The organism is Maritimimonas sp. 2304DJ26-3 (assembly GCF_056591635.1).
The window spans coordinates 159463-184327 of record NZ_JBWQOK010000002.1; the positions used below are offsets into that span (position 1 = coordinate 159463).

Consider the following 24865-nt stretch of genomic DNA (forward strand, 5'->3'; position numbering starts at 1 on the left):
TTAGTTAGGTCTTAGAGTTTCAATAATTTTAGCGTCAACCCAAAATATATCTACATTTTCATAATTATCTGAACCCACGTTTCTACTAAAGAAGAGATATTTACCATCTGGCGTTATACTTGCAGAAGCTTCCCATGCGCTGGTATTTATCTTATCTCCCAAATTAATTCCATTACCCCAAGTACCATCTTTTTGTTTAAAACTGATATGAATATCAGAAGCTCCAAAACCGTCTTCCCTTTCAGCATCAAACAACAAATAAGATTCGTCTGGGGCTATAAAAGGATGGCTTAAAAAAGTGCCTGTATTTATGGCCTTGGGTAACGCTTTAGGTTCTTCATGTTTTCCATTTATTAAGCGTGAATAGCGAATTGGAAAAGCTGTATCACCCTCTTTATAAGTGTCAAAATAATACGTACCATTAGCTGAAGAAGAAAGCCTCATAATATACATAGAATCATTACTTACAGTAGGAGGTTTAAGGTTTTTTAATTCGGACCATCCAGATTCCGTCCTTTTTAAATATCTGTCACCTAAATGCATGATTTCACCATCTGGAGATATTACTGGTCGTCCTATCCATGGAGATGCTATTTCTGATTTTTCCCATTTTCGATTAGTTTCATTGTATTTGTACTCATAAAAAGCTGATTTTTTATTTTCTTCTCCTCTTCTAATAAAATAAAATGCCTTCATATCTGGTGTAAATGCACCATCGTATTCATAAATTTCTGTAGAAACTAGTCCTGGCGCAAAAGGAATTGGAGTTAAACCTGGAGGTTTTTGCCCTAAATATGAATTATCAATAGTTGGTATATTATTATCTTGTATTTGCTGTTTTTTTGAATTACAAGATTGCAAAGAAAGTATTACAGCTATTAGTACTGTTATATATATATTATTCATTAATTAAATTTTTGAAATAAGCTAATTTTAACTTGTTGACAACTTCAGTGCTTACCCAATAAAAATTTGATAAGCCTCCTTCTTCATTATATCTGCCAAAAAATAAGTATTTACCATCAGGAGTAATACTCGGGCATGTTTCAGAGAAATTAGAATTTACTTCATCGCCAAGGTTAATTGATTTTGACCATGTTCCGTCTTTTTTCTTAAAATAGACATAGATATCGCTTTTTCTTTGGTCATTTTCTTTATTTCGAGCATTTACTACTAAATAATCTTGAGACGGGGAAATAAAACCATGAAAACCTCCGGTTCCAACTTCGTGTACTTCGGGATATTTGTTATTATTTTTTGGTGCATAATACATTTTTCTTTTCGACACATTTGTATAAAAAAGATCTCCATTTTTTGCTTCATTTAGATAAAAAACAAAATCATCATTTATAGGTGAATCAAGCTGCTTTGCATCGCTCCATGAATTTTCTAAGCGTTTTACATACCAAGTTTTAACTGATTCTTTATGGTGAGGTAATGTAAAAGGATCATGAGCTGTAAAATGAATAATTGTACCACTAGGGTTTATAAATGGATGCATTTCACCTGCTTTTTTGCCTTTAGTAAAATTTGCTTTTTTAGGAGTTGCCCATTTTTTTCCTTCTAGTTTTGATATATATATACTTGGATCTTCGTCTTCTTTATTTGCTGAAAAATAGATTTCATCTAAATTAGGAGAAAACGAGATACCATGCTCATATCTCCCATTTATTGAAATAATTCCTGGAGCAAAAATTTCTGGAATGAATCCTGGCGGCTTTTGTCCTAAATAAGTATCAGATCTTAATGTTTCTTTCTCCTTTGAACTGGATTGTTTTGAGTTGCAGGATACAAAGAATAAAATTCCTACAATCGCTAGAATAAAATGATTCGTTTTCATTGGTTGTAATTATTTTGCAAAAGCGGGTATAACGGTTTCAAAAATGGATTTCATGATTTTGTCATCGTCTCGGTCGTGGCCTGAAATAACAATGGTTAAGTCCAATTCTTCTACAACTATCACACGCTGTCCGCCGCCTCCCCAAGCCAATGTCCCTTTATAGCTTTTGTCACCAACTTTTACAGGTGTATAGTACCAAAAATACCCATAAAGATAATTCTTAGGCATCCAGTCTATTGAAGGTCGAACAATTCCGCTAGTAGCTTTTTCTAGATATTCTGCAGAAATCAATTGTTCACCATTTAACTTGCCATTATTGAGTACCAGATTCCCCAATTTTACCATATCGCGCGACCTGATACTCGCTTGCCAACCAGCTTGTGGTAAACCACTAACATGAGTTGACCATTTATAATCTGTTATACCAAGTTTGTCTAGGAGCTCGGTTTTAATAAATTCCTTCGCAGATCCTGGAACAACAGCATCAATAACTGTCATGACCAACATTGGATTGAAATTACCATATAAATAGGTCTGAGACTCTGGCGTTATGGGTTTGCTTTGCTCAAGTAATGTCTGTACTAAACCTTGACCTTTTAATCGAACCGAATCGTTCTCGAATGCTTTCCATTGGTCTCTATCGATTGTTAATCCTCCATGCATAGTCAATGCCTTATGAAGGGTAATTTTTTCAGCGCCTTCAGTAATTTTGCTAGGATCAATATCTTTTAGAAAACTAATCAGTGGTTTCTTTAGGTCTTCCATTTTTAAGTAACCCATTTGAATAGCTCTTCCTAAAACTAAACTGCTATAACCTTTTACAGCAGATGCTTGTCCATGTGGTAGATTGACACGTCCTTTTTTATAATACGATTCAAATACCAATTTGTTTTTGTGCGAAATGAGTAAGGCATCATAATTCCCAAGTTTGCCATTAAAAATATCTTGTGAAAAATTGAGGATACCGTTTAAGTCATTTGATTCTACAGATAAACTATCTACTAAAATGCCATCTTTTCTATCTTCTGGGGTTGTACTCACATAAGGATTATTAAGATGCGGAATATTCCAAAATGACTCGTAATAGTTAGGCTTTGCTTCATGATTCATCAAAGAAACCAACCAATCAATGCTACGTACTGCTGTCATAGGAAATGCGCTTTCATGGTTACCTTCAATCACTACTCTTTGAACAGCCAAACCATTATCTCTTCTATCATTCAATAGTTTAACGAACTCATCTATTGGTTTAACCATGTCTTCTTCTAATGAACCATGTGAAATAAAAACATTAGAATCCAGGCTTGTCTTTCTATCTGATGCATCGTATGGCCCAAGTTTAGAATGAAGCTCAACCAAATGAGGCACTTCTTTCTTTATTGATGGACTACCAATTATGTAATTGTTAAAGGTGTCAGGCTGTGTTAGCAGTATATAAACTCCAAATTCACCACTCATCGAATATCCAAAATACGTTCTGCTATTTGGATCTGTTCGGTAGGTTTTGTCAACATATTTAATAACATCACCACGAATAAAATCTAAATGTTTATCTGCTTGTCCGAAATGTATTTTTCTTTGAATTTCAGGATTAGAATGTGCTCTAAAACTATAATCTCTGTATCGACTTACATGGTCTCCAAACTCTTTTTTCAAGGCTCCATCGCTGTCCTTCTGCCAAGAAATGCCTACAAGAATGATGTCTTCAAACATAAATTCTGTAGAGCCAGATAACATTTCAAGATGCCACATGGCATCTGTATAATACAGAACAGGATACCTTTTGTTTTCGTTTTCTAAATAATTTTCTGGCAACTCAACATAAAGTTCATAGTTTCTTTTCGTCTTGGTGTCTTGTATTGGGATGACCTGAATTTGCGGAAGTTCTAGTGGAGAACTTTTAACTAGTGTTGGATTTCCTATTGAACTATTTTCCTGCGCTAAAGCAATATTTGAAAATAAAATAATTGACAGAACTATTAATTTAATTGCTCTCATAATTTTCTTTTTGATGATGAATGGTATCTAAATGTTTTATAAAAGTAGATCATTATTCATTCTAGAATTCAAAAATTGTATCAACACCTTAATTAAATGACGAGATCATTTCGTCATTGATATAAGCATTTTATAAGAAATTAAGACGAAATGTATTTGTAGATAGTATCTTTATGAACTATTAAAGTAGTCTATGCTTAAAAAGTCTTTACGAAATACCATATTCCTTAATATTGGCGCCTTTTTATTGGTGGCCATGCTTGAAATATTGGGTGGTTGGATATCCAGAAATAAATATGATAGCGATTATGCATTTTATGCATGGCAATTAGGATTTGCTGTAAGTATCATGGCGGTTATTTGGGTCAACCATTTTATCCTTATTCCTCTTTTTTATGATAAAAAAAAGTACTTTTTATATGGTTTACTCCTTATAGGAACCATATTTCTAACATCTTACTTAAAAGGGTATTCTCCAGGAAGCTGGATTGGGGTTTATAAAATGTTCTTTTTTCTTATTTATACGACAGGAACTGGAATGGCTGCTTTCTTTCTGAGAAGAAGTATCTTATTTCGAAGAAGAAATGATGAGAAGGAAAAATTACAAAAAGAAATGGAGCTTACTTATTTAAAAGAACAGGTAAATCCTCATTTTTTATTCAATTCATTGAATAGTATATATTCATTGGCAAGACAGCAGTCGTCCGAAACTCCTGAAGTTGTCATGCAACTTTCAGAATTAATGAGATATCAGTTAGAGAGTGCTAAAAAAGACACTGTTTTACTAAAGGAAGAATTAGAATTTATTGAAAATTATTTGCTTCTTGAAGAAAAGAGACTGAGCAAACGTTGCACTATTGAATTTTCGATTGATGGAGATGTATTAGGTCTTAAGATTGCTCCAATGATACTCATTCCATTTGTAGAAAATGCTGTTAAGCATGGTGCGCAAAGTACGAACGAACATAGTTCTATACTTGTTTCTGTAATGGTTAACCGTTCTACACTTCAATTTATGATTAGCAATTCCAAACCTAAAAAGGTTTCAGATTCAAAAAGAAAAGGAATGGGACTAGAGAATGTGAGAAGACGTTTAAAATTATTATATACTAATTCACATGTTTTAGAAATTAATGATTCTAAAATAAAATATCACGTAAATTTATCTATTGATTTAAAAACACTGCAATGAGATACAACAAATCATGATTAAAATTGGCATCATAGATGATGAAATACTAGCTCGTAAAGTATTAGAAGATTATTGTTCTAAAATTGACAACTTTGAATTGGTACTAAGTACTGGCAATCCGCTTGAATTTGTCAATTTCGTACAGCACAATAAAGTTGACCTTATTTTTCTTGACATAGAAATGCCTGAACTGAATGGTATGGAAATCTTACAATCTATGATAGAACCGCCCAAAGTTATTTTAACTACGGCTTATTCTGAATATGCCTTAGAAAGTTATAATTATGGAGTGATTGATTATTTATTGAAGCCTATAAAAATTGAACGCTTTTTAAAAGCAGTTAACAAAGTTTCAGCTTCAAAAATTACGGAGCCTAAAAAAAACTATGAAAATAACGAGCTTCAAATAAAGCATGATGGTATTCCCGTTAATATTTCATTTAAATCAATTCTGTACATTAAGAGTTTTGGAAATTATTTAAAAATATTTACAGATTCAAGAATGTATCTTATATCTGAAACACTAATTAACATTGCAACCTTTTTATCTAAAAACTTTCAGCGTACTCATAAATCATACATTGTTAATTTAAATCGTGTTACAAAGGCAACTAGAACACATTTGTTAATTGACGATAAAAAAGTACCTGTAAGCGCTATGTATAAGGTTGCTGTTTTCGAAAATTTGGAAGTTTTGGCAAAATCAAAATAGCTATTTCCCTTTATACAAATTATTTTTCCTCTTATATATGTCAAATAAACGGTCTTTCATTAACATTGCAATGGAAGTTTTTATAATAACTTAAAGAAACTGTAGTACAACTTTCGCTTATAAACAAAACTTAAATTACATGAATTAGAATATTGAAGTATAAATCTTAATATTTGTTGTGCATCACTGCTTAAACAAAAGATATAATACTCCTTTTAGTAGTCATTTCTAAGATTTGAATGCTTGTGAAATTGTATTAGTCCTTACATTTTTATCTATTTGACGAACAAGTCTTCTTAAAAAATTTCCAGGGCCAATTTCCGTAAATTCAGTTGCTCCATCTTCTATCATGTGAAGGACGGTATGTCTCCACATGACAGGAAAAATTAATTGATCAACTAGGTTCTTCTTAATTAGTTCTAGATCTTTACTTGGTCTAGCAGTTACATTCTGATAAACTGGACAAATAGGAGGATTAAATCTTGTTGATTCTACAGCTAATTGGAATTCCTCAATTACAGGCTCCATAAATGGTGAATGAAATGCTCCACTTACGGGTAAATCAATTATTGCTATAGCTCCCGGTCTAAGTTTATCACATGCCTCTTTTAAGGCTTGCATTTCACCTGAAATAACAACCTGATTTAAAGCATTATAATTAGCTGGAACAACTGTCCCAGCAATTTGATCACATGCATTTTGAACAATAACGTCATATAAGCCAACAATTACAGCCATACCAGTATTATCTGCTTCACAAGCCTTTTGCATAGCTGACGCACGTATTGAGATAAGTTTCAATGCAGATTCGAAATCTAACGATCCAACTGCTGCTAATGCCGATAATTCACCCAAAGAGTGCCCAGCAACCATATCTGGCTTAAAATTTTTACCAAGTATTTTTGATTGAACAAATGAATGTAAAAATATGGCAGGTTGGGCAAATTTTGTTTGTTTTAAATCTTTGGCAGAACCATCAAACATTACATCTGTAATTGGAAACTCTAAAATTTTATTGCCAAGTCTAAAGTATTCTTGAGCCAATTTTGATTTCTCATATAAATCTTTACCCATACCTGGAAACTGCGTTCCTTGGCCTGGAAATAAGTATGAATGCATGGTTATAACAGATTTTTTCGAATTGTATAAATATATATAATTAGAATCGATCATAGCTACTATGATTATATAAAAATATGGAATAGATTAAGCAGATGGATTTTTCTAATGCTATTATAGTTCGTACTAGTTAAATTCAGTATAAATTACTACTTCGCAAGAACAACTTGTTCTGCGCCTCCTTTGTTACTATTACCTTTATACACAAAAACAATTTTTTCAATAGTTCTATAATGACCTATAAGGTCTAAATGTCTTGTGGATTCTCCTTTTTTTAATCGACGCAAAATGCTATGATCTTTTGAAGTACAATCTTTATAACGAACCGTAATACTCATAATGTAGACAGAAGTATTTTGTATTTTAAGCTTTAATCGTTTCATATGTGTATTTGCTTTAATGCTATTCAATAGTTGTTCTAAAGATGCTTATTCGGTTAAAAAAAGAATGCATAGAGTAAGTCAAACTCATAACTTAATTTATGAATCCAACATTGTGCAAGATAACTTCCTTCAATTGCTTATAAATGAATCTGTTGAATTCTTACCTTTTGATTCTGACGATTGATTGAACTATTTATTCGAAAAAAAAGATGCTGTTTTTTAAAGAATGATCGGGAGAAAACCAAACCAATTAATGAAAATTCATTATTGAATCATTAAACATTATAAACTTGTCATAAAAAAGCTTGTATTAGACATATGTCTAATACAAGCTTTTTGCAACTCTAGTCTTAAGATCAATTAATTATGACCTTTAAGATAGGGCTAATTTATTTTTTTGAAGTGGTTACTAAACCAATTGGTTCTAGTATTTCTTCCATTGCAGCTATATGTAATCCTTGATCACTACTACTGGTGCTTAGGGTACTAATATCTACACCTGGTGCTCCTTTAGGTAAATCATATTGTTCACCAACAGAAGCAGCCCCATAACCTAAATCTTTAACAGAACCTGCAGTAATACGACTTAGAGGATTTTCTCCAAGGTTCAAAAAACCTGTCATTAACTCATTATTTAAAACTGACTCTCTCCAATGTGAAAATCGTGTTCCACCACCACCAATATTTTCAACAGGTAATTCACCGGTTCCACCTTCAGCATTCCAAAATACATTTGCCTTTTTACCCGCAAAATAAGGTTCATCGAATGTTCCGGCTAGCAGACTTCTGTTAAAACTCCAAAGAGTTCCTATACCAAGAACGTGTCCCATTTCATGTACAATTACCTCCTCAAACAAACCTAATTGATCTAAAAATGCAAGGTCATCTACATCAAAGAACATAACACCACTTAATGTTAAGTTGTCAGATGTACGAGCAAATCTTGGTCCAGCCTGCCCGAGTATACCTCCAGGACCGTCTATTGGAGCAAGAGCCACTTCTATTATAATGTCATCTACAGTGCCTTCGATATCAGGCACACCTAAAAATGCCGAAGGGATACTACCTGTAAACGAAGGAACATCTTTAATTATAATTCGTTCCCAACGAGCTGCTGCATCTTCGAAAACTTCTTCTTGCGCTGCGGTAACTGGTACGATATATCTAAATGAGATATTAAAACGCCCACGGTCTACACCGGCGGCATCAGTAGCCCTTTTTAAACTTGTAGCATCTGATGATTCTTCAATGAGTATTAAATCACTTGGATCTGGTTTTAAAGATATTGCTAAGTTTTTGCCTTGAGAAGTCGTCGATGAATTTATATCTAAAGCTTCATCAGAACAAGAGGTGAATACAAAAAGTGTTATTACCCCCACATAAGTTAATAGTTGAACAAAATTGTTCTTTAATTCTTTTTTCATGATTATTTGTTAAAAATTTGATTATTTGTTAAAAATAAGTTAAACGAGTCTCAATTCCTACAATTTATCAGTTTAAATTTAGAATAATTATAAAGGATGGTAAAAATTAAACTTTTATAATAAAAGTATGCACTTATACTTTTGCAAGAACAACTAGTTCTGCACCTCCTTTGTTACTATTACCTTTATAAATAAAAACAATTTTTTCGATAGTTCTATAATGACCTATAAGGTCTAAATGTCTTGTGGATTCTCCTTTTTTTAATCGACTTGAAATGTTATGATCTTCTGAGGTACCATCTTTATAACGTACCGTAATACTCATAATGTAGACAGAAGTTTTTTGTATTTTAAGCTTTAATCGTTTAATATTTGTCTTTTCCTCAGTTAATGTTAGTACGTCGTGACTAACTCCTTGACCAACTATTAGTTTGCCTAACTTTGTCCAACCTCCAAATTCAGGTTTAGGATTAATAAAAGATGTATTATTTAAAAATGATGATAGGCTAATAAATAGCACTATAAGAAAGGTACTGAAAAATAGATCATTATTTTTCATACTACATAATTTTTGGTTACTGCTTGTATAACAAAAACGAAAATCAGTATTAGAAATTGTCTAATTAAGGTTTAACAGCTATTAAAATCCACATTTGTTTAGTTTTATTCCTTTCCCAGAAACCAAAATTATCGATCTGTTTTTCTATCTTAAAACCAGCATCTTCAAGTTCTCTCTTTACATATTTTAAAGATAATGTATGTGAATTCACTTGTTCATCACGAGATTTACCAATTGCATGTTTTTTAATCTTTTCTAAAAGGATTAATTGCCCTCCCGATTTTAGAGAATTTTTAAAATGTATTAACATTTTATTATATGAGGTCATTTCATGATAAGTATCAATTACAAATATCTTATCTAAAGAATTCTTTGGTAGCTTAGGGTCATCATAATCGCCCAATACAGTTACAACGTTATTAATGTTACGATTGTTAGCATTAGACTTTAATCTTACAAGTCGATCATTACGCACATCAACAGCATACACTTCACCCTCCTTTCCTACTCGTTTTGATAAATGCATTGTAAGATAACCTTCGTGAGAACCTATATCTGCGATTATATCTCCAGCTTTAATAGCTGATAAATCAAGAAAATTATCTATTTTCATCCATTTATCTCGAGCTTTCCAATCTTCTGAAGTATACTGTGCGTTAATTGAAAAATTGAAGCAAGCAAATGCAATAATAAAATAGATAAATGAATATTGCATACTATTCATCTTCTGCTTTAATACTACTAGCCGTACCTCTATATTGAATAGATGAAAGATGTGAACTATTAATATTTATTGCGCTAGATAGATCTGAAAATATTTGTACAAATACGCTATAGTTTTGATTGGGAATATTTTTATCGTTAACTGTGAATCTTATTTCATAGCTGTCGTTTTTTCCTTCAGTAACAGAATAATCTTTTGGTACTGCCTCAAATTGGATACCGTTTCTTGTATTACTAAAGTTTGCTCCCATTCTTCTCTCTCCATAGAATGGTAAGAAAGCTTTAACTATGCTATCGTTTACCTGCAAAAAATTTGGATTACCAATTAAACTTATATTTCCAACAGTACTGCCTGGTGGTAGAAGTCTAGCATTACTAATCTGAACCAAAGCATTAGTAATTTGTGGTAACGCTTTGTCAGAAATAATTTTAAAAGATTTATTTTCTATAATATCATCTAACTGCTTAGTATCCTTTTGAGCTATATTGGTCTTTGTAGAAGAACATCCCAAAAAAATAAATAGAATACAAATTAATGCAATATACCTTTTCATATTCTTAGATTTTAGTGATGTTAAATTAATTAATAACTGACAATATCCACTAAACTTTAACTTTATTTAACTGATTTATAACGTTTTTATATACAGAAATATAATATTTAGTATCCAAAATAGAAAAATCAAAAGAAGGTTAATCATTAGAGTCTAATTCAAAGAAATCATTTACTGGTTTGTTAAACACTTTTGAAAGTTTTAAGGATAATACCGTAGATGGTACATATCTATTTTTTTCAATAGAATTTATGGTTTGTCGAGATACTCCAATCATTTTTGCTAAATCATCTTGGGTAATGTCTAATATTGCACGTTGTACTTTTATAGTGTTTTTCATGCTTATTTATTGTATCTTTTCAATTGCCAAAATATCATTAGCTGAACTACGAGCATAAAAAACAAAACTTCAAAATAACTAAAGTCATTAAATGATTCATTCGAGTCTAATAAAGAACCTACTACATAATTTACTACAGGTTGAACTAAAGCATAAACTACAGCCATAATAAAGGCTAATCTATATGATTGTGAACGCAAACTCTCTATATACTCGTCTTCTATTTTATCTTTTGAAATAGAAATTAATAACATACCTAATAACAATCCTTTTCTTAATAAAGGTTTCACCCAACTGGGTTCATCTATAAACTTTTTTAAAATCATTAAAGCAAATATTCCAAAAGCTATATAATACCCTATATTTTTAAAAGAATTAGACAATTGAAATTTGTTCATTTTATTTAATTGACTCTGCTCTCTTTCACATATTGATGCGGATTTATTCATAATAATTTATTTTACAAATTGACAAATATATTTTATATAATGACAAATATACTTTACATTTTGATTTCAACAAAATTTTTCCCAAAAAAAATGAGTTGACAAATTAGACAACTCATTAAAATTATAAATGGCTACTCTCTTATGGGCCAGAATTGGAGGCCTTCTTTAATTGACGTTGAATTTTTCTAATTGCAGATTCTATTGATTTTTCTGGCTCGATTACATTATATGCTCCCCAAAATTCTGGATCTGAAAACCCTGACGCTTCGTCTGCAATAATAATAGATGGCTTAAGACGCTCTTTTAATTTTAAATTTTCATCATCATCTAATTTCCAATCGGTAATAGCCATTTCACTCGATAATGAATAATATGAGTTAAACCACTTGCGCTTTTTGTCTATTTTAAATGTTAGCTGTACATTACTGTAACCATAATACCATTTACCATTTTTTTCTCGATAATCAACCCTGTATGCTGCTTTTGTAGGGTATACCTTAACATCTTTAGGCTTGCTTTTAACAAATAAATTACTCACCAATTCTTCATTTTCAACATTTAAATTATAAATAGCACTAGTTAATGCTAATGATTCTGAATCAATAAATAACTTTCCATAATAGAGCGGTTCACCAATGTCATCTCTTTGTTTAAAGTTTACAACATATACAGGCCTCTCATTAATAGTAGTAGAAGGCGCAAAGCTAAATGCATATAGATTAAGCATATCTTCAGTAAAGATATATTCTGGATACTTCATTAAGTCTATATAAAGTGCATTAAAAGGACCACCTTGAAGTTTTAATGCTAACGTGTCTAGTTTTGTGTAATCCGTACTCTTTCTAGCCTTGTATAGCTTTATTTTATCCCTTTTTGCAGAAGTATATGGCTGTTTATAGACTGTAACAATTGCTTCGGCTAAAGAAACATTCTTTCTACGCTTCTTAATTGTTTCTCTGTAAAAAGCAGTCATTAAAGCTTGTTCATCTAAATTATTAACCCCCTTTTTCTTAAGTGTTTGACGTACTAGTTCTGAAGCATTTTTAGGAAGCTTCACATTTATTTCAGGTAGTTCAACAACAGAAACTGCTAGAGCTATTTTATTGTTTTTTTTAGATAAAGATGTAATTGAAACTTCTTTAATCTGGTAGCCCAAAAAAGAAACTATCATACTGCTATCTAGCATATTGTTTGGCACCTTAAGAAGAAACTCGCCGTCATTGTTAGTAACTGTACTAATATTGGTATTCTTAATAGTTATTGATGCAAAAACTAAAGGTCTCTTTGATTGTTCGTCTAAAATAACGCCACTGTACTCTTTAAAATCATCAGATTTTTTTTGCTGAAAAGCAAGAGATGAAATGGGAAGCGAAAACAATAAAAAAAGTGATAAAAAAAATGTAGTTATATCTTTTTTATAAAAGCTCAAGTTATAATAGTTAGTTCTCATAATTGGCAAATCTTAACGTTAAACTATAATATTTAATTTAAAAGTATAATTTTATAAAGTGTTTTGATATAAAAATTTATTCCATTTTTCTAATGTGTTAATATTTTGATTAATAGAATTATCTAAAACATTAATTAAAGTAATTTTTGAATTATTTTTTTTAATCAAAAAATCAAGTCGAGCGTCTTTGTTATCAATAGTTATATCAATAAAAGTATTCCATATTGGTGCTGATATTTTTACAGGATGCCCATTTTTATCATTGCATCTAGGTAATACTATATTACCCTTTTCTTCTATAATTTTTTCTAATTGACCCTCTGATAGTAGAGGGACATCAATCGGCAAAATTAACACTTCTTTATCAAGCTCTACTTCCTTCAAAACACTCACCAAAGTGGAAAATTTACCCTTCTCTGGTGTTGTGTTGATTACAATCCTAACTCCTACTCCATTAAAATAATTATATCTGCTTAAAGCATTCTTAAACCACGGTATTTTATCAAAATATAACTCATAATCATATCCAAGCCCTATAACTACTTCGGGATTCTCAACATTCTTGTAGCGAGAAATCTGTTCTAATATCCAATAATTACCTCCAAACTCTAACAATCCCTTTGGTGTACCCATCCTACTAGATTTACCACCAGCAAGGATCACTAAAACAGGGCTATCTTTCATATACTTACACTAAGCCTTCATCCATTAAAGGTAAATTATGATAACGTTTACCTGTAGCAGCAAAAATCGCATTACTTAAGGCAGGAGCTATAACCGGAACGCCTGGCTCACCAACTCCCGTTGGTTTATCATTACTTTTAATAATTTCTACGTGTACTTTTGGTGCATCAGAAATACGTAGCATTTGATAATCGTGATAATTACTTTGTACTATAGCCCCATCATTAGTTGTGATTTTACCATAATATGCTAATGACAATCCAAATATGGCCGCACCTTGCATTTGAGATTCAATAGTATCTGTATTAACCGCAGTACCACAATCAATAACTGACCAAACATCATGGACTTTTAACTTATCATTTTTTACCGAAACTTCCATAACAGTGGCGATATAAGAATAAAAACTATAATGTACGGCGATACCTAATCCGTGCCCTTCTGGTAACTCTCTACCCCATTTAGCATTTTCAGCAGCCTTCTTTAACACATGCTTTAATTTTGCTGTATCGAAATTATAACCAGATTTAGATTCCTCAATTCGATCATCACCAATTAAATCTAGTCTAAATTGTAAAGGGTCCTTTCCTGCTTTAGCAGCAAGCTCATCTACAAATACATTTACAGAATGACCTTGAATAATATTTATTACCGACCTAAACCACCCCATTCTTAGATGAGCAGGAGCCTTGCCATTCTCGCAGCGAACATTATTAATATTGTATGGAATGTTAGTGAGCCCCATACCGAATTCAAAACCAGCTGCAAAACCACTATCTGGCGCGAATGTTGATGCTATTGAAGGATAAGCTACCCTATGTAACCACCCCGTTACATTTCCATCTTTATCTAATGAGCCTTTCATATATTGCGCGCTTACAGCGTGATAATAACTGTGTTGTATATCATCTTCTCGAGTCCAAACAACTTGAACAGGCACATTTAAAGTTTTAGCTAATGAAACCGCCTCAATAATAAAATCTGGTTTCGATTTACGCCCAAATCCACCACCTAAAAAAGTAACATTAATTGTAACATTTTCTAGATCAGTCTCCAGAAAATCTGCCACTTCTTTACGAGCAGTTTGCGGATCTTGTATTGGAGCCCAAACCTCACACTTTCCATCTGCAAGTCTAGCAGTTGCATTTGGCACCTCCATAGGTGCATGTACCAAATAAGGCATTTGAAATGTACTCTCTACTATATGCTCAGCATTTTTAAAAGCAGTATTTACGTTGCCATCATTACGAACTTCTTTTCCTTTCTTATGTACATTTTCAAGAATCATTTTATCGTATGAGTCTGTAGAAGCATCTTTATTCTTACCTAGATCCCATTCTACTTGTAAAGCCTCTTTACCTTTAAAAGCTGCCCAAGTATTGTCTGCTATTACAGCGATGCCACCTAAAGCTCCAAATGGTTTTGCTACCCTCGGTATCTCTACAACATTGCTAACGTCGGCTACTTTTAAAGCTTCTTCTTTATTATAATTTTTTACAGTACCAAAAGTAACAGGACATCTAGCAATCGCTGCATACTTCATACCGTCAATCTTAATATCAATTCCATATTTTGGTTTACCAGAAGCATAACCAGAAGCATCGATGCTTTTTAAATTTGTACCTATATACTTAAAATCTTTTGGGTCTTTTAGCTTAGGATTCTCGGGCACTTCAAGTTTGGCGGCATCAGCGACCAAATCTCCAAAGAATAACTTTTTATTATTCGTTTTATTAACGATGTAGTGATTTTCGGCTTTACAATCATCTTCGGAAACCTGCCATTTTGCTGCTGCTGCAGTAATCAACATAGCTTTAGCTGCGGCACCCATTTTTCGCATTGGTTCAAACAAATATCGAATACTGCGAGAACCGTCTGTGTTTTGATCTAAAAACTTAGCATTACCTGTTGCTTGAGCTACGCTTACGTATTTCCAATCTGCATCCATTTCATCAGCGATCACTGATGGTAATGATGTACGTACACCATTACCCATTTCTGAACGTGTAGCTAATAACACTAGCTCCCCATTATCTTTAAGTTGTACAAATAAGTTTGGCTCAAATGTTGAGCCATTAAAGGGTCTTATTTTCTCTACTTTATCTTTAGAGGCAGGTATGTTACATGCTAAAATCAATCCTCCAGACGCAAGCCCAAGATTTCTAATAAAACTTCTACGACTTATATTATTTATTGGATTCATTATGAGTTATCTTGAGTTAATTCGGCAGTTTTGTGGATTGCTTTACGGATTCTATCATATGTTCCACAACGGCATATATTCCCATTCATGGCAATATCAATATCCTCATCACTAGGATTATTATTGCCTTTTAATAAAGCAACGGCTGACATTATCTGTCCAGATTGACAATAACCACATTGAGGAACATTTAGATCTTCCCAAACTTCTTGCAATACTTTATTTTCATTTTCTACACCTTCTATGGTTAAAATAGATTTACCATCCGCTATAGAAACCGGTGTTAAACATGATCTAGTTGGCTGGCCATCAATTAAAACAGTGCAAGCACCACATAAACCTTTACCACATCCATATTTTGTTCCTGTCAAACCGACAATATCTCTAATTGCCCACAATAAAGGCATATTTGGGTCGACATCTACATGATGTGTTTTATTATTAATCTTAATTTTAGCCATATATTAAATTTAAGTTTATTACTTTCTGCCTTAAAGTTACTACATAATATTGATATTTTATATTGACGAAATGTTAAATGCATTATGATTTAAATTGATTCTAAGTAAATTAAAGTTTTGAATTTTTTCTAGAGGTAAAAAAATATTAAATTTTTACAAAAAGCTATTGTGGCTACACATCAAATTTATTACATTTGCACCCGCGCTTTTAGAAGTGTTGTTTATTAAAATTTTGGAGAGGTGCCGGAGTGGTCGAACGGGGCTCCCTGCTAAGGAGTTGTACCCGCAAGGGTACCGGGGGTTCGAATCCCTTCCTCTCCGCATTTTATTGAATGTTAGATAACCATTCGGGGTGTAGCGTAGCCCGGTTATCGCGCCGCGTTTGGGACGCGGAGGTCGCAGGTTCGAATCCTGCCACCCCGACAAAAGAGTTACTGGTCGCGTAGCTCAGCTGGATAGAGCATCTGCCTTCTAAGCAGACGGTCACAGGTTCGAATCCTGTCGCGATCACTTAAAAGCCTTACTTTTTGTAAGGTTTTTTTGTTTTTATTCAGGATATTCTATCCGTAAATGATAAATATTATTCAGCTTCTTTTTAATTACTTTTTTAATCATTTGTATTTCTTTAAAAGTAATATCGGCATTTAAAAACTGATTGTTCTGCATCTGAGTATCAATAATTTTTTCAATAAGATCATCAATTAATTGTGCAGTGGGTTCCTTTATACTTTTCGAAGCGGCTTCAGCTGCATCACACATCATTAAAATGGCTGTCTCTTTAGAAAATGGTATAGGACCGCGATAAGTAAAATCTTTTATATCCAGTAATCCAGGCGAAAGCTCTTTTTGTTTTTTATAAAAATAATACACTTGACTAGTGCCATGGTGAGTACGTATAAAATCAATGACCCTGTCTGGTAAACCATATTTTTTAGCAATCTCTATTCCCTTAATAACATGCCCAATGATTATATCTGCGCTATCTTTAGGGGTTAATTCATTATGCGGATTTACATTAGTTGTCTGATTTTCTGTAAAATACATTGGGTTCGCCATTTTCCCAATATCATGATACAAAGCTCCAGTCCTTACTAACATAGCATTTGCACCTATTTCATTAGCGCTAGCTTCTGCCAGATTAGCAACTTGCATCGAATGTTGAAAAGTACCTGGTGCCTTTTCGGCTAATTCTCTTAATAATTTTGAATTGGTATTTGATAATTCTAATAACGAAACATCTGAAACTAAACTAAATACTTTTTCATATATCAATATGAAAAGTAGTGATAAAAAGGATAGCACTCCATTTAAAGCAAATAATCCAAAATATTCCCAATTGAGCTTATCGGCATTTCCTTCCTGTATAATTGAAAAAGCAAAATAAGCTATCATATATACCAAAGTTATTTGGCTAATTGATATAAACAGATTTGCTCGTCTATATAATTCGGATACAGTAAGTATGGTAATGATACCAGCAATTATCTGTAAAAAGATAAATTCAAAACTATTAGGAACTATAAATCCTAATAACAAAACTGTGAGTACATGAGTAAAAAGGCCCAATCTGGCATCAAAAAAGGCTTTTAAAATAATTGGAAGAATGATCAATGGTACTACATATAAATATTCAACTTTATATTTTACTATCAAAGTGACCAAAAAAACCATCAATAAAACATTGAAGAAAATAAATGTAACCTTGGTATTGTTCTCAAAAATTTCTGGCCTATATTTCTGTATAAATAATAATAGCATTAGCAATGCTAATGCTACCAAGACAATATAACCAAAAACTATCCAATTATAATTGGATTTACTCCAAAGCTGAGATTTATATTCATTTTTTAAGGATGTCAATATCTCGTGCTTTTTCCCTTCAACAACGTCACCTTTAGATATAATACGCTCATTTTCAGATACTAATCCTTTTGTTTTAGATATACTACTCAACTCTTCATTTAATACCTTTTGAGTAAAATTATCATCATAATAAACATTTGGTTCTAATACTTCTAAAATAATTGTAGTTAAAGGATTTTTGAACCGTTGATATCGACTACGGTTAAAATTATTATTAATCACTGAATGTATAGATTCTTGATTAATAAATCTATTATAAGCAACTTGTTGTGCAGTATTACCCTTTTTTAATGTTACCAGTTGTTTTAAATCGGCATTACTTCTATCGTCACGATCTAAATAACCATTTTTATAAATATCGTCTAAGATTCTTTTTCCAAAATCAACAACATTTGTTTTACTAAAACGACTAAATAAAGTATCAGGTAAACTTAGTTTAGTTCTTTCAGCATAATTATTTTTAACTCTATTTACAATATCTTGATTATAAGAAAAATAGAGCTTCTTGTTTGATTCTATTTCTTGATTTTCTTTATCTATTTCTTCCTCAGATTTTTGAATTGCAAAATCAAACGGTGCATATAAGTTATCTGATTGCCATGGCTTACCTTTTTGGATATCCAAACCAAAATGCCCTCCTTTTGGAAATAAATAAACAATACTAGCCGTAGTAATTATAAATAAGAAAACTTTATAGATGAAAGAATGATTTTGATAAAGATTATTTATAAAGTTTTTCATTTAATAAAAAGTATGTCTCAAATGTAAAAAAATAGTAACGAATAAATAAATCTAGTCAAGAAAGATTCCTTAAAATTGGTTAAATTCGCCACAGAAAACATTGATAATAATAAACTCAATAAAATAAAAAATGAAGGAAGTTGTCATCGTATCTGCTGTTAGAACACCAATAGGTAGTTTTTTAGGTTCTTTATCTACTGTGCCTGCGCCAAAATTAGGGGCAGCAGCAATTAAGGGTGCTTTAGGAAAAATTAACTTAGATCCGAAACTAGTTGATGAAGTATATATGGGTAATGTTGTTCAAGCTGGAACTGGACAAGCACCTGCGAGACAAGCAGCAATCTTTTCTGGTTTACCTGACACTATACCTTGTACAACTGTTAACAAAGTATGTGCTTCTGGTATGAAAAGTGTTATGAATGCCGCACAAGCCATTGCACTTGGTGATGCAGAGATTGTTGTAGCTGGCGGTATGGAAAATATGAGTTTAATTCCACATTATTATCATGCCAGAAATGGAGCGAAATTTGGCCCCGTTAAAATGGAAGATGGGATGCAAAAGGATGGGTTGGTAGATGTTTATAATGAATCTGCTATGGGAGTTTGTGCTGATGCTTGCGCTGATAAATATGAATTTTCTCGTGAAGATCAGGATGTATTTGCAGTACAATCTTATCAACGTTCAGCAAAAGCTTGGTCTGAAGGTAAATTTGCTAATGAAGTTATATCAGTTGAAGTTCCTCAAAGGCGTGGAGAACCTATAGTTGTATCAGAAGATGAAGAATATAAAAACGTAAAGATGGAAAAAATTCCATCGTTACGCCCTGCTTTCACAAAAGAAGGTACAGTTACAGCTGCTAATGCTTCAACAATAAACGATGGTGCTGGGGCAATGGTATTAATGTCAGCTGAAAAAGCTAACGAGTTAGGTTTAAAACCAATCGCAAAAATAAGAGGCTATGCTGATGCTGCTCATGAACCTGAATGGTTCACTACCGCTCCTGCAAAAGCATTGCCAAAAGCGCTCTTTAAAGCTGGAGTTTCTCAAGATGAGATCGATTATTTTGAACTTAATGAAGCTTTCTCCATAGTTGGTTTAGCAAATATGAAAATCCTAGGCCTCACTGATGAAAAAGTAAATGTAAACGGAGGGGCTGTTTCATTAGGGCATCCACTTGGCTGTTCTGGTGTTCGAATTTTAATAACACTTATTAATATATTAGAACAAAATAATGCGAAATTAGGAGCGGCGGCTATATGTAATGGCGGCGGCGGCGCTAGTGCTATGGTAATTGAAAGAATCTAATTTTAATGAACTACGGTATTTGTAATCTAAGTGTAATTCCTTTACGTGATGAACCAAATGATAAAAGTGAGTTAGTATCTCAAGTATTATTTGGAGAGCATTTTAAAGTACTGGAGAAATCTAGGCAGTGGAGAAAAATTCGACTTTCATATGATGACTACGAAGGATGGATAGACGAAAAGCAATACCTATCAGTATCAAAAGAATATTATAAAAAATTAGAAAAAGAAAAAATAACTATTTCTACTGAATTAGTGAATTTTGTTTCTAATGATGAAAATCAGTTACTTCCAATTCCATTGGGTGCCTCACTACCAATATTAGAAAATGGTGAGCTAAATTTTGACTCATTAAAATTTTCTTTTGAAGGAAAATCATCTTCATCAAAGAATGATAAAAGCAACTTAGTGAAAACTGCTTTTATGTATTTAAATGCACCATATTTGTGGGGAGGTAAAATACCGTTTGGGATTGATTGTTCAGGATTAACTCAAATGGTCTACAAATTAAATGGCTATAAGCTGTTAAGAGATGCTTCGCAGCAAGCTACCCAAGGTGATGTTTTAAGTTTTATAGAAGAAAGCGAACCCGGTGACTTAGCTTTTTTTGACAATAAAGAAGGTGAAATAATACATGTAGGAATCATAATGGCTAACAATTATATAATTCATGCAAGCGGTAGAGTTCGTATTGACAGATTAGATCAAAGCGGTATCTTTAATGAAGAACTCAAGAAACATACACATAAGCTTAGGGTAATTAAAAAAATATTCTAAATAAAAAACTCGCTAATTTTAGCGAGTTTTTTATTTTTTGCAATTAAGTTTTTTGCTACTTATTCTTTTGAAGCATCCCAAATAGCTTTCATTTCTTTATACTTGTTATCCATTTCAACATTTTCATATAAGCTCATTAATGTTCTTGCTATATCAACATCAGGTTTACCATTTTTATCCTTTTTAATAGCAAATGCTTTTTCGTAAACGGGAATTACTTCTTTATATAATTCTACTTGTCTAGCTTTTATTTCATCATACTTCTTAAAGTTGCTCAAATTGTTATTCATTTCTTCAACCAAATCTTTATCTTTTTCTAACATAACTGAACCAAGGTTTAAATAGGCGTCTGAATAATTAGGGTCCAACTCAATTGCCTTGTTATAATTTAGCTTAGCATCCTCTATCTTACCCTGTTCTTGATTAATTACTCCTACGTTAAAATGTAAACTTGCATTATTAGGATCAGAAGCAATCGCTTCTTCCATTAAAGATTTAAACTCATCTTTTTTTCCTAATTTAAGTAACAAATTTGCTTCTGTTAAGAGCATATTAATATCTTTAGGATCAGTTTTTCTCGCTTCTTTTACAGCTACAATCGCATTTTCAACATCTCCTTTTTCTACTAAAATAAAAGCAATATTTTTTATAATCGAAGCTTTTTTAGATTCACTTACCTCAGTTTTAGGCTCTTTATATTGTTTCGTTTTAATCATTAAATCCATTTCAGCTTTAGAACGCAAACTTTCACGCTCGCCTGTTTGAACATTTACTGCAGTATACTGAGTAGCAATATTTGTATACCCCATATCTTTTAAAGATGTGAAATATTCTAAGGCCGTATCATAATCTTTATCTAAATAAGCAGCATTTGCGGCATATTCTAAAAAAACAGTATCTTTTTTACTTAAATTGTAAACTTGATTTAATGTCTTTTTAGCACTTGTATACTCTTTATCTTGATATTCTTTAATTCCTTTTTGAGACACATCAGATATTAAAGCATTAAGCATTGGTTCAGCTTCTTGAGTGTACTTAGCCTTACCAGATTGCTTTTCAAAAGCAATTAAATCTTGAAAAGATTTAGCAGCTGTTTCATAGGCAGCACTAGCTCCTTCTGAATTAGCTTTAGCAACATCATAATATGTTTTGGCCTTTAAAAAGTAAAACTTAGCTTTATATTTATCTTCTAAAGCTCCTTCTGCGCTACTGATGGCAGTTTTTGCGGCAGCTAAATCACCATTCTTTGATGCTTTTTCTAAAGCTTTTATTGCATCTTTTTGTGCATAAGCCGACAAACTTATAGTTGCTGCTAATAACACTAAACCTAATTTTTTCATTTTGATTCTAATTAATTATTCTTGATTGTTTGTTGAATTGTTCGAGTCTTTATTTTCAATTTCCGTGCCATTTTCTAAATCATCATTCTCTTCATCTTCTTCATGCATCACTTTAGCTACAGCAGCAATTGAATCATCTCCTTTAATATTTATTAATTTGACTCCTTGAGTAGCTCTACCCATAACACGTAAATCTGCAACCGCCATACGAATGGTGATACCAGATTTATTGATGATCATTAAATCGTCATCGTCAGTTACATTCTTTATAGCTACTAAATTACCAGTTTTTTCTGTAACATTAATAGTTTTAACACCTTTTCCACCACGATTTGTAATTCTATAGTCTTCCAAACTAGATCGTTTTCCATAACCATTTTCAGAAACTACTAGAATATTACTCTCCATATCATTTACAGAGATCATACCGATTACTTCATCTTTATCGCTAGCTAATTTGATTCCACGAACACCAGAAGCATTTCTACCCATAGGTCTAGTCTTTGCTTCTTCAAAACGAATCGCCTTACCAGATTTTGCACCAATCATTATTTGACTATTGCCATCAGTTAGTTTAGCTTCTAACAGCTCATCCCCATCCCTAATAGTAATAGCATTAATACCATTAGTTCTTGGCCTAGAATATTGCTCCAATGATGTTTTTTTGGTTTGCCCTTTTTTAGTAACCATGACTACATAATTACTATTTACATACTCCTCATCTTTAAGATCTTGCGTGCAAATAAATGCTTTTACTTTATCATCTGGCTCAATATTTACAAGGTTCTGAATTGCACGCCCTTTAGATGTTTTACTACCTTCGGGAATTTCATATACGCGCATCCAAAAGACCTTACCTTTTTGAGTAAAGAACAACATATATTGATGATTTGTAGCAACAAACAAGTGCTCTAAGAAATCCTCATTTCTAGTAGCCGAACCCTTTTGACCACGTCCTCCTCTATTCTGGACTTTATATTCATCAAGATTTGTTCTTTTTACATAACCAGCATGAGAAATAGTTACCACTACCTTAGAATCAGGAATCATATCTTCAATGCTCATGTCGCCACCTGCATACTCAATTTCAGACCTCCTAGTATCTCCGTACTTTTCTTTAATTTCTAATAACTCATCTTTTATAATGGTCATTCTACGCCCTTCATCATCAAGAATATCTTTTAAATCTTCAATCAATTTTTTGATTTCTTCATACTCACCTCTTAATTTATCTTGCTCTAATCCAGTTAACTGACGCAATCTCATTTCGACAATCGCTTTAGCTTGAATTTCAGATAATTCAAACCGCTTCATCAACGTCTCACGAGCCTCATCAGCATTCTTAGAAGCACGGATTAATTTAATTACTTCATCTATATTATCCGAAGCAATTATTAACCCTTCTAATATATGTGCTCTAGCTTCCGCTTTAGCTAATTCATATTTTGTTCTGCGAACTACAACTTCATGCCTGTGATCAACAAAATGTCTAATTAAATCTTTTAGATTCAGCATTTCTGGACGACCATTTACCAACGCAATATTGTTTACACTAAATGATGTCTGTAATGCTGTATACTTATATAATTTATTGAGAACAATGTTTGGTATTGCATCACGTTTCAGAACATAAACTAATCTCCTTCCTTTTCTACTTGTTTCATCTCTTAAAGAAGCAATTCCGTCAATTTTTTTATCATTTACAAGGTCCGCTGTTTTTTTCATTAAATCAGCACCATTTACCTGATATGGTAATTCTGTAACAACTATACATTCTCTACCATTCACTTCCTCGAAAGAGGTTTTAGCACGCATAACGATGCGACCGCGTCCTGTATGAAAAGCATCCTTAACACCATCATAACCATAAATAGTTCCACCTGTAGGGAAATCTGGTGCTTTTATGTGTTGCATTAACTCATCAATCTCAATAGCATTATTATCAATATATGCTACTGTACCATCTACAACTTCAGTTAAATTATGTGGAGCCATATTAGTGGCCATGCCAACTGCAATACCAGAAGCTCCATTTACCAATAAACTTGGTATACGAGTAGGAAGAACTGTTGGTTCTTGTAAAGTGTCATCAAAATTTAAACGATGATCTACAGTGTCCTTATCAATATCGGCCAACATGTCTTCCGATATTTTGCGCATTCTAACCTCGGTATAACGCATTGCTGCTGGGCTGTCACCATCTGGAGAACCAAAGTTACCTTGGCCATCAACCATTTCATAACGCATGCTCCAATCTTGAGCCATACGCACCATAGCATCATATACAGATGTATCACCATGTGGGTGATACTTACCTAAAACCTCACCAACTACTCTAGCTGATTTTTTATGCGCTCCAGTTGCTTTTATTCCTAATTCATGCATACCAAACAACACTCTTCTATGCACTGGTTTTAAACCATCGCGTACATCTGGTAATGCTCTTGATACAATCACCGACATTGAATAATCAATGTACGATGACTTCATCTCTTCTTCAATATTAATAGGAATTAACTTTTCGCCTTCTGCCATATAATTTTCTTTATGTTTTACTCGTTTTTATTAAAGGAGCAATATACAACAAATGCAATTTTTTAATTGTAAAAAAGTGTAGTTTTATTAACAGTTTTTATTAACAATCAACTATAGCAAATGAGCTGTTTTACATGCCATTACGTCACTGTTGATAGATGGGCATAACTTTTGTAATTAATAATTAAAAAATTCTACTAATTTTACGACAAT

The 24865-nt window shown here is 32.5% G+C and carries 22 protein-coding genes and 3 tRNA genes; 7 read left to right on the forward strand and 18 right to left on the reverse strand.

Annotation, left to right across the window (positions count from 1 at the left end):
• The 3 genes from AC1EUV_RS05595 to AC1EUV_RS05605 are packed head-to-tail and all read right to left on the reverse strand — an operon-like array spanning position 1 to position 3838.
• Positions 1-906 (reverse strand): TolB-like translocation protein, encoded by a 906-nt coding sequence (locus AC1EUV_RS05595; protein ID WP_480197699.1) that lies wholly within the window; start codon positions 904-906, stop codon positions 1-3.
• Positions 899-1840 carry a hypothetical protein gene (locus AC1EUV_RS05600; protein ID WP_480197700.1) on the reverse strand — a complete coding sequence of 314 codons (942 nt, stop codon included), beginning with the start codon at positions 1838-1840 and terminating at the stop codon, positions 899-901. Before AC1EUV_RS05600 ends, AC1EUV_RS05595 begins: the two co-directional genes overlap by 8 nt.
• A gap of 9 nt (positions 1841-1849) precedes the next feature.
• A complete protein-coding gene (locus AC1EUV_RS05605; RefSeq protein ID WP_480197701.1) occupies positions 1850-3838 on the reverse strand; it encodes an alpha/beta hydrolase-fold protein in 1989 nt (662 codons plus the stop codon).
• A 193-nt stretch (positions 3839-4031) separates the two neighbouring features.
• On the opposite strand from AC1EUV_RS05605, the gene AC1EUV_RS05610 reads away from it, so the two are divergent.
• Together AC1EUV_RS05610 and AC1EUV_RS05615 are read left to right on the forward strand one after the other, a co-directional pair.
• Positions 4032-5030, forward strand: coding sequence for a sensor histidine kinase (locus AC1EUV_RS05610; RefSeq protein WP_480197702.1), 999 nt, complete (start codon positions 4032-4034; stop codon positions 5028-5030).
• Positions 5031-5043: 13 nt separating this feature from the next.
• Positions 5044-5742, forward strand: a complete 699-nt coding sequence (locus tag AC1EUV_RS05615) for a LytR/AlgR family response regulator transcription factor (protein WP_480197703.1) — start codon at positions 5044-5046, stop codon at positions 5740-5742.
• 228 nt (positions 5743-5970) lie between these two features.
• On the opposite strand, the gene fabD is transcribed toward AC1EUV_RS05615, so the two are convergent.
• The 12 genes from fabD to AC1EUV_RS05675 all read right to left on the reverse strand — a co-directional run bounded on the left by fabD (position 5971) and on the right by AC1EUV_RS05675 (position 16091).
• Positions 5971-6861: an ACP S-malonyltransferase gene (gene fabD, locus AC1EUV_RS05620; protein ID WP_480197704.1), complete on the reverse strand. Its 891-nt coding sequence runs from the start codon at positions 6859-6861 to the stop codon at positions 5971-5973.
• A gap of 149 nt (positions 6862-7010) precedes the next feature.
• A complete protein-coding gene (locus AC1EUV_RS05625; RefSeq protein WP_480197705.1) occupies positions 7011-7244 on the reverse strand; it encodes a hypothetical protein in 234 nt (77 codons plus the stop codon).
• Between the two features lie 389 nt (positions 7245-7633).
• Positions 7634-8668: a leishmanolysin-related zinc metalloendopeptidase gene (locus tag AC1EUV_RS05630; RefSeq protein ID WP_480197706.1), complete on the reverse strand. Its 1035-nt coding sequence runs from the start codon at positions 8666-8668 to the stop codon at positions 7634-7636.
• Positions 8669-8801: 133 nt separating this feature from the next.
• Positions 8802-9227: a hypothetical protein gene (locus AC1EUV_RS05635; RefSeq protein WP_480197707.1), complete on the reverse strand. Its 426-nt coding sequence runs from the start codon at positions 9225-9227 to the stop codon at positions 8802-8804.
• A gap of 64 nt (positions 9228-9291) precedes the next feature.
• Positions 9292-9942: a class I SAM-dependent methyltransferase gene (locus tag AC1EUV_RS05640; RefSeq protein ID WP_480197708.1), complete on the reverse strand. Its 651-nt coding sequence runs from the start codon at positions 9940-9942 to the stop codon at positions 9292-9294.
• 1 nt (position 9943) lies between these two features.
• The gene (locus AC1EUV_RS05645) at positions 9944-10504 is read right to left on the reverse strand and encodes a DUF4251 domain-containing protein (protein ID WP_480197709.1); all 561 of its coding nucleotides are present in this window, start codon (positions 10502-10504) and stop codon (positions 9944-9946) included.
• Positions 10505-10643: 139 nt separating this feature from the next.
• Positions 10644-10844 carry a helix-turn-helix transcriptional regulator gene (locus tag AC1EUV_RS05650; protein ID WP_480197710.1) on the reverse strand — a complete coding sequence of 67 codons (201 nt, stop codon included), beginning with the start codon at positions 10842-10844 and terminating at the stop codon, positions 10644-10646.
• 2 nt (positions 10845-10846) lie between these two features.
• Positions 10847-11293, reverse strand: coding sequence for a hypothetical protein (locus AC1EUV_RS05655; protein WP_480197711.1), 447 nt, complete (start codon positions 11291-11293; stop codon positions 10847-10849).
• Positions 11294-11432: 139 nt separating this feature from the next.
• On the reverse strand, positions 11433-12722 hold the full coding sequence (locus tag AC1EUV_RS05660) for a carboxypeptidase-like regulatory domain-containing protein (protein ID WP_480197712.1): 1290 nt from the start codon (positions 12720-12722) through the stop codon (positions 11433-11435).
• Between the two features lie 72 nt (positions 12723-12794).
• Positions 12795-13427, reverse strand: coding sequence for a nucleotidyltransferase family protein (locus AC1EUV_RS05665; protein WP_480197713.1), 633 nt, complete (start codon positions 13425-13427; stop codon positions 12795-12797).
• A 4-nt stretch (positions 13428-13431) separates the two neighbouring features.
• Positions 13432-15630 (reverse strand): xanthine dehydrogenase family protein molybdopterin-binding subunit, encoded by a 2199-nt coding sequence (locus AC1EUV_RS05670; RefSeq protein WP_480197714.1) that lies wholly within the window; start codon positions 15628-15630, stop codon positions 13432-13434.
• The gene (locus tag AC1EUV_RS05675) at positions 15630-16091 is read right to left on the reverse strand and encodes a (2Fe-2S)-binding protein (protein ID WP_480197715.1); all 462 of its coding nucleotides are present in this window, start codon (positions 16089-16091) and stop codon (positions 15630-15632) included. Before AC1EUV_RS05675 ends, AC1EUV_RS05670 begins: the two co-directional genes overlap by 1 nt.
• Positions 16092-16325: 234 nt before the next feature.
• On the opposite strand from AC1EUV_RS05675, the gene AC1EUV_RS05680 reads away from it, so the two are divergent.
• From AC1EUV_RS05680 to AC1EUV_RS05690, 3 genes are all read left to right on the forward strand, one after another.
• A tRNA-Ser gene (locus tag AC1EUV_RS05680) sits at positions 16326-16412 on the forward strand.
• A gap of 27 nt (positions 16413-16439) precedes the next feature.
• Positions 16440-16514, forward strand: a tRNA-Pro gene (locus tag AC1EUV_RS05685).
• Between the two features lie 13 nt (positions 16515-16527).
• Positions 16528-16601: transfer RNA gene (locus tag AC1EUV_RS05690), tRNA-Arg, on the forward strand.
• A gap of 36 nt (positions 16602-16637) precedes the next feature.
• Here the strand turns inward: AC1EUV_RS05690 and AC1EUV_RS05695 are convergent.
• Positions 16638-18695 (reverse strand): HD family phosphohydrolase, encoded by a 2058-nt coding sequence (locus AC1EUV_RS05695; protein WP_480197716.1) that lies wholly within the window; start codon positions 18693-18695, stop codon positions 16638-16640.
• Between the two features lie 130 nt (positions 18696-18825).
• Here AC1EUV_RS05695 and AC1EUV_RS05700 point away from each other — a divergent pair, with 130 nt between their 5' ends.
• A complete protein-coding gene (locus tag AC1EUV_RS05700) occupies positions 18826-20001 on the forward strand; it encodes an acetyl-CoA C-acyltransferase (protein WP_480197717.1) in 1176 nt (391 codons plus the stop codon).
• A gap of 5 nt (positions 20002-20006) precedes the next feature.
• Positions 20007-20777 carry a C40 family peptidase gene (locus AC1EUV_RS05705; RefSeq protein ID WP_480197718.1) on the forward strand — a complete coding sequence of 257 codons (771 nt, stop codon included), beginning with the start codon at positions 20007-20009 and terminating at the stop codon, positions 20775-20777.
• A gap of 59 nt (positions 20778-20836) precedes the next feature.
• Here AC1EUV_RS05705 and AC1EUV_RS05710 read toward each other — a convergent pair whose 3' ends face one another.
• The gene (locus AC1EUV_RS05710) at positions 20837-22117 is read right to left on the reverse strand and encodes a tetratricopeptide repeat protein (RefSeq protein ID WP_480197719.1); all 1281 of its coding nucleotides are present in this window, start codon (positions 22115-22117) and stop codon (positions 20837-20839) included.
• 15 nt (positions 22118-22132) lie between these two features.
• Complete coding sequence (gyrA, locus tag AC1EUV_RS05715; protein ID WP_480197720.1) at positions 22133-24652, reverse strand: DNA gyrase subunit A; 2520 nt, start codon at positions 24650-24652, stop codon at positions 22133-22135.
• Between the last annotated feature and the right edge of the window lie 213 nt (positions 24653-24865).